The following is an 11,709-nucleotide window of genomic DNA, read 5'->3' as shown; positions in this document are numbered from 1 at the left end:
CGGTCCGGGGCGAAAGACTGTCCTCCCGAAGAACGAAGGTGTGTCCCGCGTGGCTCTGGACTATGTGCGCTGGTTCCTCAACGGCCTGCTGATCCTCACCAGCGGCTTCCTCGTGCTGCTGATCCTCATGCACAAGGGTCGCGGCGGGGGCATGTCGGACATGTTCGGCGGGGGACTGAGCAGCAGCCTGGGCGGGTCCTCCGTGGCTGAGCGCAACCTCAACCGCATCACGGTCGCGGTGGCCGTCGTCTGGTCGGCCGTCATCGTCGGCATCGGGGTCCTGATCCGCTTCAGCTGAGCGGGCGATCCACCGCGCGTTCGGCGCGCGAGGTACGCTTCCTCGCGGTGGCCCGTCCTGGACGTCAGCGTCGCAGGCCGCCCGCGCGTCGACGGAGCAAGGAGGCACGATGGTCGGTACCAACGCGATCCGGGGCAGCCGGGTGGGCTCGGGCCCGATGGGCGAGAGCGAGCGCGGCGAGGCCGCGCCCCGCTTCTTCGTGAGCTACTGGTGCGCAAAGGGTCACGAGACCCGCCCCAGCTTCGCGCGCGACGACGAGATCGAGGTCCCGGAGGTGTGGGACTGCCCCACCTGCGGCCTGCCTGCCGGCCAGGACAGGGACAACCCGCCGGAGCCGCCCCGCATCGAGCCCTACAAGACGCACCTGGCCTACGTGAAGGAGCGGCGCAGCGACGGCGACGGAGCTGCTCTCCTGGCCGAGGCACTGGAGTCGATGCGTGCCCGCGGCGTCGGGGGCGGCGCTCCGCAGGCCTGAGCGGCCGGCCGCCAGACCAGCACGACGACGGGTCCGCGTCCGAGGAGGACGCGGACCCGTCGTGCGAGGTCCCGGGTCAGCCCGTCGGGGCCGCCTGGCGGTCGAGCCACCACACCGTCTCGTCCTGCCCACGGACCCACGAGGCGGGAAGCTGCGGGTCGTCGTAGGCCGCCAGCGACCTGGACACCGCCTCTGCCTTTTCCGCGCCCGCCACGACCAGCCAGACGGCCCGCGCGGCGTTGAGCGCCGGGACGGTGAGCGAGACCCGCAGCGGCGGGGGCTTGGGGGAGTCCACCACCGCGGCCGTCGAGACGTCGGTGAGCCGGAGCTCGTCCCTGCCGGGGAAGAGCGAGGCGACGTGCGCGTCGGGGCCCACGCCGAGCATGACGACGTCGAAGGTGGGCACCTCGACACCACCGGCGGTCGCGGCGGACCCCCGGCGGCTGTCCGCACTCGCGGCGAGCTCCTTGGCGTAGCGTGCGGCGGCGGCCGCCAGCCGTGACTCGTCGCGACCTGACGGCACCCGGTGGATGTTCTTCTTCAGCACGGGCAGGTCGCCCAGACCCGCAGCGTCCGCCTGGGCGTCGTTGCGGTCGTCGTCGCCAGCGGGCACGAAACGCTCGTCGCCCCACCACAGGTGCACGTGGTCCCAGACCTCGGCCGACAGCGCACCGGCGCGGGAACGCGCGGCCAGGGCCCTCATGGTCTCCTGACCCATCGAGCCGCCGGTGAGGACGACGTGGGCCTGGCCACGGTCGCTGACCGCACGGGCCACCCGCTCGACGAGCTGCTGGGTGACCGCCTCGGCCACGGCCACCGCGTCGTCCTCGACGCGCACCTCCACCTCAGGACGGGGCCCGCGGCTCCCGGGCTCCTCCTCGCGGACGGACCGCCTGCGCGTCAGCAGGGGAGTGCCCTCGCAGAGCGCGGCGGCATAGACCTCGTCCGCGTCGAGCCGGCGCACCTCCTCGGCCAGGGACTCCGCCAGCGTGGGGGTATGGAGCGCGACGAGCCTGGGCATCCTGTTGACCCTGTGCAGGGTGGCGGTATCCGTGCCGTCCTCGTGCCGGACCAGGTCGATGGATCCCGAGGGGCGCTCGAGCCGGACGCTGAGCAGACCGCAGTCCTGCGGACCGCGTGCGATTGACACCGGCGTGCGCAGCGCGTGCGCGAGCCAGCCGCCCAGGAGCTCGGCGCTCGGGTCGTCCGGCTCGGCCACCACGGTCGCCGCAGTCACCGGCTCGAAGGGCTCGGACTCCAGGGTGGAGGCAAGCAGGGCCCGCCAACGCGTGATCCGCGTCCAGGCCAGATCGGTGTCGCCGGGCCGGTAGGTCGACGAGCGCCGGCGCAGCTCCGCGACGCCGGAGCGTGCGGCTGCGGCGGCGTCGGTGATCCGCCGGTGGGCCATCATCCCGATCGGGTCGCTGGCCACGTCCCGGGGAGCCTCGCCGGGCCACCAGGCGACGATGGGCGAGTCGGGCAGCAGGAGCGGCGTCACGACGGCGGCCCGCTGTCCCGTCAGTGCCCCGTGCAGCCGCAGGACGATGATCTCGCTCGCACCGGCGTCACCGCCCACCCGGATCTGCGCGTCCAGGCGGCCCCGGCCACGGCCATCGGCCGACACGAGCACCAGGATCCGGGCAGGATGCTGGCGCGTGGCGTCGTTGGCCGCCCGGATCGCGTCGTCGGCCTCGTCCTCGGCCACCGACACGAGGAGGGTCAGCACGCGCCCCATGGCCATCGCGCCGACCTCGTTGCGCAGCTGGAGCAGCTCCTTGACCACCGCGGAGGTCGAGGTCGTGGGCAGGTCACGGATCACGGGAGCCTCCACTCGCGGCCGTCGCGCCGCATCAGCTCGTCGGCGGCGTCCGGACCCCAGGTGCCCGCGACGTAGTCGTGCGGCAGCATGTCGCTGCGCTCCCAGTGATCGATGATCGGGTCCAGGATGCGCCAGGACAGCTCCACCTCCTCGTGACGCGGGAACAGCGGCGGCTCGCCGAGCAGCACGTCCAGGATGAGCCGCTCGTAGGCCTCCGGGCTGGACTCGGTGAAGGACACGCCATACCCGAAGTCCATCGAGACGTCCCGGACCTCCATCTGCGAGCCCGGGACCTTGGACCCGAACCGCATGGTCACGCCCTCGTCCGGCTGCACGCGGATCACGACGGCGTTCTGGCCCAGCTCCTCGGTCGCGGTGTCGGTGAAGGGAAGGTGGGGGGCGCGCTTGAGCATCACCGCGATCTCGGTGACCCGCTTGCCCAGGCGCTTGCCGGTGCGCAGGTAGAAGGGCACGCCCGCCCAGCGGCGGGTGTGGACCTCGACCTTCATCGCGGCGTAGGTCTCCGTGGCCGAACCCTTCCGCACGCCGTCCTCCTGGAGGTAGCCCTCCACGTGCTGGTCGCCCTGCCAGCCGGTGGTGTACTGCCCACGGCAGGTCGAGGCGTCCAGGTCGTCGAAGAGACGTACCGACGCGAGCACCTTCTCCTTCTCGTTGCGCACCGCGTCGGCCGTGAACGCGATCGGCGCCTCCATCGCGGTGAGGGCCAGCAGCTGGAGGAGATGGTTCTGGATGACGTCACGGGCGGCGCCCACGGTGTCGTAGTAGCCGGCCCGTCCGCCGATGCCGATGTCCTCGGCCATCGTGATCTGGACGTGGTCGACGTAGTGGCTGTTCCAGATCGGCTCGAACATCTGGTTGGCGAACCGCAGTGCCAGGATGTTCTGCACCGTCTCCTTGCCGAGATAGTGGTCGATCCGGAAGATCGAGTCGGCGGGGAAGACCTCCTCCACGATCTGGTTGAGCTCCTGGGCACTCTCCAGGTCGTGCCCGAACGGCTTCTCGATGACCACCCGACGCCACGTGCCGGGCTGCGGGTCGGACAGGCCGCTGGCCTGCAGCTGGGAGCAGACCGTCGCGAACCAGTCGGGCGGGATCGAGAGGTAGAAGGCGTGGTTGCCGCCGGTCCCTCGCTCACGGTCCAGCTCCTCGACCGTCCGCGCGAGGTCAGCGAAGGCCGCCTCGTCGTCGAAGGCACCCGGGACGAACCGGAAGCCCTCGGCGAGGGCGCGCCATACCTCCGGGCGGAAGGGCGTGCGCGCATGGGCGCGGACCGCGTCCTCGACCACCTGGGCGAAGTCCTGGTCGGCCCACTCGCGCCGCGCGAAGCCGACGAGCGAGAAGCCTGGAGGCAGGAGGCCCCGGTTGGCCAGATCGTAGATCGCCGGCATGAGCTTCTTGCGGGCGAGGTCACCGGTCACGCCGAACATCACCATGCTGCACGGACCGGCGATGCGGGGCAGCCGCTTGTCGTGAGGGTCGCGCAGCGGGTTGTGCTCGGCGGTCACCGGAGCGGGGGACTGCTCACTCACCCGAGGACCGCCCCGCTGACCTGCTCGAGGCCGGCGGCCTGGTCGGTCAGGTGCAGGCGGAGCACCGGGCGCCCGTGCTCGGCGAGGACGCCGGCGTCACCGGCGGCCTGCGCGGCGATGAACTCACCGAAGGTGAAGTCCTTCCCCGGGACCGGCAGGTCCTCCGTGGGAGTGCCGGTGACCTGGAGGTAGACGCCCTGCGCGGGGCCACCCTTGTGGTACTGCCCGGTCGAGTGCAGGAAGCGCGGTCCCCAGCCGAAGGTGACCGGGCGACCGGTGCGCTCCACGAGCGCGGACTGCCACCTGCTCAGGTCCGCGTGGGCGACGCGGTCGAGGTAGACCATCACCGCGAGGTAGCCGGTGCTCGGGTCGAGCTGCGCGAGCAGTGCCTCCACGGCGGCGGCGAGACCGTCGGCCTCTCGGGGAAGCCAGTCGCCGCCGGCCGCACGCACCTCCACGGCGCCGTCGACGAGGTCCGGCTCGTCGGACGTCGAGGAACCGGCCGCCATGATGTCGCGGGCCGCCTGCTTGGCGCTCTCGACGTCCGGCTGGTCGAAGGGGTTGATGCCGAGGATGCGCCCCGCGACCGCGGTCGCGACCTCCCACAGGAGCAGCTGGGCCCCGAGCGGGCCGGCCACGCTCACGAGCGAACCGGCGGCGCCGGGCGCCGCGTCGGGGGAGCCAAGTGGGTCGTCGTCCCCGTCTCCGTCTCCGTCCCCGTCCTCAGGGACGAGGACGACCACGGTGCAGTCGGACGGGTCGGTGATCCCCTGAGTGGGCTCCTGACCCTCGGGGGTCACCACGGGCAGCACCCCCCGCCCCTCCTTGCCCGTGCTCTCGGCGATCAGCTGCTCCGCCCAGTCGGCCAGCCCGACGATCCCGGACCCGGCGTCGGTGAAGAGGAGCTTGTCGCGCAGGGGCTCGGTGCCGGCCATGGCCGCGCCCAGGCGGAGTCCGGGATTGCCCCGGTCGTCGTCGGACAGGACGTCCACGACCTCCTCCGCCTCGTCCAGCAGCTGGGCGACGTCCGCCCCGGCGAGACCGGAGGGCACCAGGCCGAAGGCGGTCAGGGCGGAGTAGCGGCCGCCGACGTGGGGGTCGGCGTTCACCACGCGGTAGCCGTCCGCGCGCGACTGCTCGTCCAGCGGGCTGCCCGGGTCGGTGACCACGACGATGCGCTCGGTGGGATCGATCCCGGCGTCGGTGAAGGCCTGCACGAAGGCACGTCGCTGGCTGTCGGTCTCGAGCGTGGAGCCGGACTTGGAGGACACCACCACGGCGGTGACCGAGAGGTCGTCCTCGAGGGCCGCGCGGACCATGTCCGGGTCGGAGCTGTCGAGCACGACCAGCGGCACTCCGGCGGTCGCGCAGATCACCTCGGGCGCGAGCGAGGAGCCGCCCATGCCGCACAGGACGATCCGGCTGACCCCGCGCAGGCGCAGCTGGTCGCGCAGCGCGGCGATCTCGCCGACCAGGGGGCGGGAGGAACGGGCCAGCCCCACCCACGACAGGCGGATCGAGGCCTCCGACTCGGCCGCCTCGCCCCAGAGCGTGGCGTCCCGGGCGAAGAGGCGCGAGGCGACCTCGTCCTGCACCAGCTGCGTGAGATGACGGTCGACCGCGTCGGCCGCGGCCCCCACGGCCTGGACCACGAGGCTGCTCACGAGCGGCCCGTCGCCTTGTCGAGCTCCCCCTGGACGCTGTCCGCGAGCTCGGCCCACGACTTCTCGAACTTCTCGACGCCCTCGACCTCGAGGAGATCGACCACCTCGGTGTAGGAGACGCCGACCCGCTCGAGGTCGTCGAGGACCTGCTGCGCCTCCTCGTAGCGGCCACGCACCGTGTCGCCGGTGATCTGACCGTGGTCGACGGTGGCCTCCAGGGTCTTGCTCGGCATCGTGTTGACCGTGTGCGGGGCGACGAGCTCGGTGACGTAGAGGGTGTCGGGGTAGTCAGGGTTCTTGACGCCGGTCGAGGCCCACAGGGGGCGCTGCACGTGGGCGCCGTCGTCCGCGAGGTTCTCCCAGCGCGGGGTCGAGAAGACCTCCTCGAAGGCCTGGTAGGCCAGCCGGGCGTTGGCGATGCCCGCCTTGCCGCGCAGGGCCAGGGCCTCCTCGGTGCCGATCGCCTCGAGGCGCTTGTCGATCTCGGAGTCGACCCGGGAGACGAAGAAGCTGGCGACCGAGTGGATCGTGGACAGGTCCACGCCCCGCTCACGCGCCTGCTCCAGACCGGTCAGGTAGGCGTTCATCACGCCGCGGTAGCGGTCGAGGCTGAAGATCAGCGTGACGTTGACGCTGATGCCCTCGGCGATCGTCTGGCTGATCGCGGGCAGTCCCTCGACGGTGGCCGGGATCTTGACCAGCAGGTTGGGCCGGTCGATCTCGGCCCACAGCCGCTTGGCCATCTCGACGGTGGCCTCGGAGTCGGCGGACAGTCGTGGGTCGACCTCGATCGAGACCCGCCCGTCGACGCCGCCCGTCGCCTCGAAGACCGGGGCGAAGGCGTCGCATGCGTCGCGGACGTCGGCGGTGGTGAGGGCGAAGACGGCCTCGTCGACCGAGCTCCCCACCAGCGTCGCGATCTGCTCCGAGTAGGCCTCGCCCTCGGAGAGCGCGGTGGCGAAGATCGTCGGGTTGGTGGTGACGCCGAGAACCCCGCGCTCGATCTCCTCCTGGAGGTCGCCGCTGGCGATCATCGAACGGTTGAGGTCGTCGAGCCAGACCGAGACGCCGGCGTCCGCCAGCTCGTGGAGCGTGGTCTGGGCCGCGGCGCGGTCGGTGGACAGGGTGCTGTGCGGCTGATCGTTCATCGTCTTCTCACTCCTGCGTCTCGTCGGTGGACCGGGTGCCACCCTCGCCGGCGTCGCCGAGGGTGCTCTCCTCGCCGGTGGGCTGGTCGGGGGTGGAGGTGCCTGGCGCGCTCGTGGCGTCGCCGGTGACGGCGGCCAGCGACTCGCGCGCGGCGGCGGTCACGGCCTCGGCCGTGACGCCGAACTCGCGGTAGAGGGTCTCGTAGTCCGCAGAGGCGCCGAAGTGCTCGATGCTCACCATGCGGCCCGCGTCGCCGACCAGCTCGCGCCAGCCCTGGGCCACGCCGGCCTCGACGGAGACGCGAGCCCGCACGCTGGGCGGGAGGACCTCGTCGCGGTAGGCCTGGTCCTGGGCGTCGAACCACTCACGACAGGGCATGGACACGACGCGCGTCGGGATGCCGGCGGCCTGCAGCTCCTGACGGGCCGTGACGGCCAGCTGGACCTCGGAGCCGGTCCCGATGAGGAGCACCTGCGGCTCGCCGCCCTCGGCCTCGGCCAGGACGTAGGCCCCGCGTGCCGTGCCCTGGGCGGAGCCCATGACGGACCGGTCGAAGGTCGGGACGTTCTGCCGGGTGAGCGCCAGCGCGGACGGGTGGTCGACCGTCTCCAGGATGGTGCGCCAGGCCACGGCGGTCTCGTTGGCGTCCGCGGGGCGCACGACGTCCAGGCCCGGTATGGCGCGCAGGGCGGCCAGGTGCTCGATGGGCTGGTGCGTGGGTCCGTCCTCGCCGAGGCCGATGCTGTCATGGGTCCAGACGTAGACCACGGGCAGCTGCTGGATGGCGGCCAGCCGGACCGCGGGCCGCATGTAGTCGGAGAACACCAGGAAGGTCCCGCCGTAGGGGCGCGTCAGTCCCTCGAGCGCGATGCCGTTGAGGATCATCCCCATGCCGTGCTCCCGGATCCCGAAGTGGAGCGTGCGGCCGTAGGGGTGACCCGGGAAGGCCTCGGTGGCCTTGGCCTCGGGGACGAAGCTGGGCTCGCCCTTCATCGTGGTGTTGTTGGAGCCCGCGAGGTCGGCGGAGCCGCCCCACAGCTCGGGCATGACCGGGGCCAGCGCGCTCAGCACGTCGCCGGAGGCCTTGCGGGTGGCCACGCCCTTCTCGTCGGCGTCGAACACCGGGATGGCGTCGTCCAGGCCGGCGGGCAGCTGGTGCGCCTCGAGGCGGTCGAGCAGCGCGGCGCCGTCCGGGTGCGCGGCGCGCCAGGCCTCGTAGCGCTCCTGCCAGCTGGCGCGGGCCTGCTGGCCGCGCTCGACGACCTGACGGGCGTGGGCGAGGACCTCGGGCTCCTGGGGGAAGGAGACCTCGGGGTCGAAGCCCAGGAGCTGCTTGGTCGCGGCGACCTCCTCGGCACCCAGGGCGGAGCCGTGCGAGGCTCCGGTGTCCTGGGCGGTCGGGGCCGGCCAGGCGATGACCGTCCGGAGGATCACGAGGGTCGGCCTGTCGGTGCGCTCGCGGGAGGCGGCGAGAGCGGCATACAGGGCATCGACGTCCTCGACATAGGCGCCCGCGCGCTTCTCCACGCCCTCGACGGACTCGGCCGCCTCCCCGCTCTCCCCGGTGCTCCCACGCCAGTCGATCGTCTCCACGTGCCAGCCGTACGCCTCGTAGCGCTTCGCGACGTCCTCGCTGAAGGAGATGTCGGTGTCGTCCTCGATCGAGATGAAGTTCTGGTCGTAGACGACGGTGAGGTTGGACAGCTCCTGGTGCCCCGCGATCGAGCTCGCCTCGCTGCTGACGCCCTCCATGAGGTCGCCGTCCGAGGCGATGACCCAGACGTGGTGGTCGAACGGCGACTCGCCGGGGGCGGCGTCGGGATCGAGGAGCCCGCGCTGCCGGCGCTGGGCCATGGCCATGCCGACGGCCGAGGCCAGACCCGACCCGAGCGGCCCGGTGGTGATCTCCACGCCGGTGGTGTGGTGGACCTCGGGGTGCCCCGGGGTCTTGCTGCCCCAGGTGCGGAGCGCCTGCAGGTCAGCCAGCTCCATGCCGTAGCCGCTCAGGTAGAGCTGGATGTACTGGGTCAGGCTCGAGTGCCCGGCCGAGAGGACGAAGCGGTCGCGGCCCAGCCAGTGCGGCTCGGAGGGGTCGTGGCGCATGACGTTCTGGTAGAGCAGGTACGCGAGTGGCGCCAGGCTCATCGCGGTGCCCGGGTGGCCGTTGCCGACCTTCTGCACGGCGTCGGCGGCCAGCACGCGGACGGTGTCGACCGCGCGCACATCAGCGTCGGTCCACCCGACCTGCTCGGCGAGGGGACGGGCGAGGCTCGCGTCTCGGCCTGCGGTGAAGGTGGTGGCGGTGTCGCTCACGTAGCTGCTCCTGACGGGCGGGGGCCGGGGACCTGTCGACGCGGTGCCGCCGCGACAGACATCGGTCCTGACCTTAGTCGCTCGTGCTGGCAGGTGCCTTCCCCGACGTCGCGGTACGGCGTCGGACGGCCGGAGCACTCCGCGGACGGAGTAGGATCGCAGGTGCCCTCGCGTCCGTCCGACGGACGTGTCCGCCCGCCACGAAGGACACCGTGACCACCCTCGATCCGCGCCCCGCGCACGACGGCACCTCCCACGACGGGACGGCCGGCTCGCCGAGGGGGTGGCGGTCGGTGGTCGCCGACTACGTCGCGCTGACCAAGCCGCGGATCATCGAGCTGCTGCTCGTCACCACCTTCCCGGTCATGTTCCTGGCCGAGCGCGGCGTGCCGCCCGTCTGGCTCATCGTGGCCACGCTCGTCGGGGGCACCCTGGCCGCGGCGTCGGCCAACGTGCTCAACTGCTACCTCGACCGGGACATCGACGCGCAGATGCACCGCACGTCCAACCGGCCGCTCGTCACCGGACGCGTCAGCCCGCGGGACGCGCTGATCTTCGGCGCCGTGCTCGGCGTCGCGGCGGTCCTCTGGCTCGGACTTCTCGTCAACTGGCTCTCGGCGTGGTTGGCCCTGGGCGCGATGGCCCTCTACGTGGTCTTCTACACGATGATCCTCAAGCGCCGCACGAGCCAGAACATCGTCTGGGGCGGGGTCGCCGGCTGCATGCCGGTGCTCATCGGGTGGTCCGCGGTCACCGACTCGATGTCGTGGTCCGCGGTGATCCTGTTCCTCGTCGTCTTCTTCTGGACGCCCCCGCACTACTGGCCGCTGTCGATGCGGTTCAAGGACGACTACGCCGCGGCGGGCGTGCCCATGCTGCCCGTCGTCGCCGAGGACGTCGCCGTGGGGCGCCAGGTCGTCGCCTACGCCTGGGTCACCGTGCTCACCTCGCTGGTCCTGGTCCCGGTCGCCCCCATGGGCTGGTTGTATGCCGTGACCGCGGTGGTCTCCGGGGCCCTGTTTGTCGTCGAGTCGCACCGGCTGCTGGCCCGTGCCCGCCAGGGCGTGACGGGCGCCAGGCTCGGAGCGATGCGGCTGTTCCACTACTCGATCAGCTACCTGACGCTGCTCTTCCTGGGCGTCGCCGTCGACCCCCTGCTCTACTTCCCGCTCCCGTTCTGAACGCCGCCTCCGACAGAGAGCCATGACGACCACGACCCGGCCCGCCCAGTCCTCCCTGACCGACCGGCTGATGCCGAGAGAGGTGACCGGGTGGGTGCGTGCGACGGCCTGGGCCTCCCTCCTCGCCAACGCGCTGCTCATCGTCACCGGGGGAGCGGTGCGGCTCACCGGCAGCGGACTGGGCTGCCCGACCTGGCCCCGGTGCACCGACGCCTCGTGGACCAACACGCCGGCCATGGGCCTGCACGGCTACATCGAGTTCGGCAACCGGACGCTCACCTTGCTGCTCGTGCTCATCGCGGTCCTCACCTTCCTCGCCGTGCTCCGCCTGCGCGACCGTCACCCCGCCTACCTGAGGATCGCCGTGGCCATCGCCGTGCTGATCATCGTGCAGGCCGTGGTCGGCGGCATCACCGTGCGCACCGGGCTGAACCCGTGGATCGTCGGCATCCACTTCGTGCTCTCCTCGTTGATCGTCGCCCTGGCGGCGGTGCTCGTGAACCGCACGCGGCGCGCCTCGCTCGAGGAGGTCGCGGTGGCGGAGCGCCGTGACCAGGTCACGGGCCAGCAGGCGCGCCGGGCACGCGTGCTCGGGGTGGTCATCGTCGTGTCGGCCGGGCTCGCGATCTACCTCGGCACGCTGGTCACCGGCACCGGACCGCACTCAGGCGACGCCGCCGTGGTCGCCCGGCACAGCTTCAACCCCTACTGGATCACCCGGCTGCACGCTGCCCCCGTGTACGTGCTCGTCGCCGCCACCGTGGCAGCGGTTTTCCTCGCCCGGCGCGACGCGTGGCCGGCACCGGTGAAGCGGGTCCTCGCGCTGCTCGCCGTGCTCGTCGTGGCGCAGGGGCTGCTGGGCTACTACCAGTTCTTCAACAACGTGCCGGCTCTCGCGGTGGCCCTGCACATGGCGGGCTCCGCGGCGATCGCGGCCGTGGCCACCATGGCGGCGGAGAAGCTCTTCGCCGTCTCGGCCCCGCGCTGACCCTCCCACCCAACCGGACAGGCGTTAGTGCCGCACCGGACAGGCGTTCCTGCCGCACCGGACTGGCGTTCCTGCCGCACCGGACAGCCGTTCCTGCCGCACCGGACAGGCGTTCCTGCCACGCCGGACTGGCGTTCCTGCCACGCCGGACTGGCGTTCTTGCCCAAGCCTGGCACTGCGGCCTGTCCGGTCGGGTCGGTGGCCCTACCGCCTGTCCGGTCGGGTCCGTGGCGTTGTGGCCGCTCTCGCGGTGGCCCTGCACATGGCGGGCT

The 11,709-nt window shown here is 72.1% G+C and carries 9 protein-coding genes; 4 read left to right on the top strand and 5 right to left on the bottom strand.

The genetic code is table 11. The features are described 5' to 3' along the window. Positions 1–55 precede the first annotated feature (55 nt). Positions 56–298 (top strand): preprotein translocase subunit SecG, encoded by a 243-nt coding sequence (secG, locus tag IEV65_RS07385; RefSeq protein ID WP_188429577.1) that lies wholly within the window; start codon positions 56–58, stop codon positions 296–298. Positions 299–407: 109 nt separating this feature from the next. Further along, a complete protein-coding gene (locus tag IEV65_RS07380) occupies positions 408–773 on the top strand; it encodes an RNA polymerase-binding protein RbpA (protein WP_188429188.1) in 366 nt (121 codons plus the stop codon). 76 nt (positions 774–849) lie between these two features. Here the strand turns inward: IEV65_RS07380 and pgl are convergent, their stop codons facing one another. Genes pgl through tkt form a run of 5 tightly spaced genes read right to left on the bottom strand, consistent with a single transcriptional unit; the run spans position 850 to position 9,268 of the window. Beyond that, positions 850–2,592, bottom strand: a complete 1,743-nt coding sequence (gene pgl, locus IEV65_RS07375) for a 6-phosphogluconolactonase (RefSeq protein ID WP_188429186.1) — start codon at positions 2,590–2,592, stop codon at positions 850–852. Then, entirely contained in the window at positions 2,589–4,142 is a 1,554-nt protein-coding gene (gene zwf, locus IEV65_RS07370; RefSeq protein ID WP_188429184.1) for a glucose-6-phosphate dehydrogenase, read from the bottom strand. Before zwf ends, pgl begins: the two co-directional genes overlap by 4 nt. Continuing rightward, positions 4,139–5,806 carry a glucose-6-phosphate isomerase gene (locus IEV65_RS07365; RefSeq protein ID WP_188429182.1) on the bottom strand — a complete coding sequence of 556 codons (1,668 nt, stop codon included), beginning with the start codon at positions 5,804–5,806 and terminating at the stop codon, positions 4,139–4,141. The genes zwf and IEV65_RS07365 overlap by 4 nt, the downstream gene beginning before the upstream one ends. Next, entirely contained in the window at positions 5,803–6,954 is a 1,152-nt protein-coding gene (tal, locus tag IEV65_RS07360) for a transaldolase (RefSeq protein WP_188429180.1), read from the bottom strand. Before tal ends, IEV65_RS07365 begins: the two co-directional genes overlap by 4 nt. 7 nt (positions 6,955–6,961) lie before the next feature. After that, complete coding sequence (tkt, locus tag IEV65_RS07355) at positions 6,962–9,268, bottom strand: transketolase (protein ID WP_188429178.1); 2,307 nt, start codon at positions 9,266–9,268, stop codon at positions 6,962–6,964. 212 nt (positions 9,269–9,480) lie between these two features. On the opposite strand from tkt, the gene IEV65_RS07350 reads away from it, so the two are divergent. Continuing rightward, on the top strand, positions 9,481–10,449 hold the full coding sequence (locus IEV65_RS07350; RefSeq protein ID WP_188429176.1) for a heme o synthase: 969 nt from the start codon (positions 9,481–9,483) through the stop codon (positions 10,447–10,449). A 22-nt stretch (positions 10,450–10,471) separates the two neighbouring features. Beyond that, positions 10,472–11,437 carry a COX15/CtaA family protein gene (locus IEV65_RS07345; protein WP_188429174.1) on the top strand — a complete coding sequence of 322 codons (966 nt, stop codon included), beginning with the start codon at positions 10,472–10,474 and terminating at the stop codon, positions 11,435–11,437. Positions 11,438–11,709 lie beyond the last annotated feature (272 nt).

Origin of the sequence: Ornithinimicrobium tianjinense (assembly GCF_014636495.1) — a bacterium.
GTDB classification, from domain to species: Bacteria; Actinomycetota; Actinomycetes; order Actinomycetales; family Dermatophilaceae; genus Ornithinicoccus; species Ornithinicoccus tianjinensis.
This window is presented reverse-complemented; position numbering and strand designations above follow the sequence as displayed.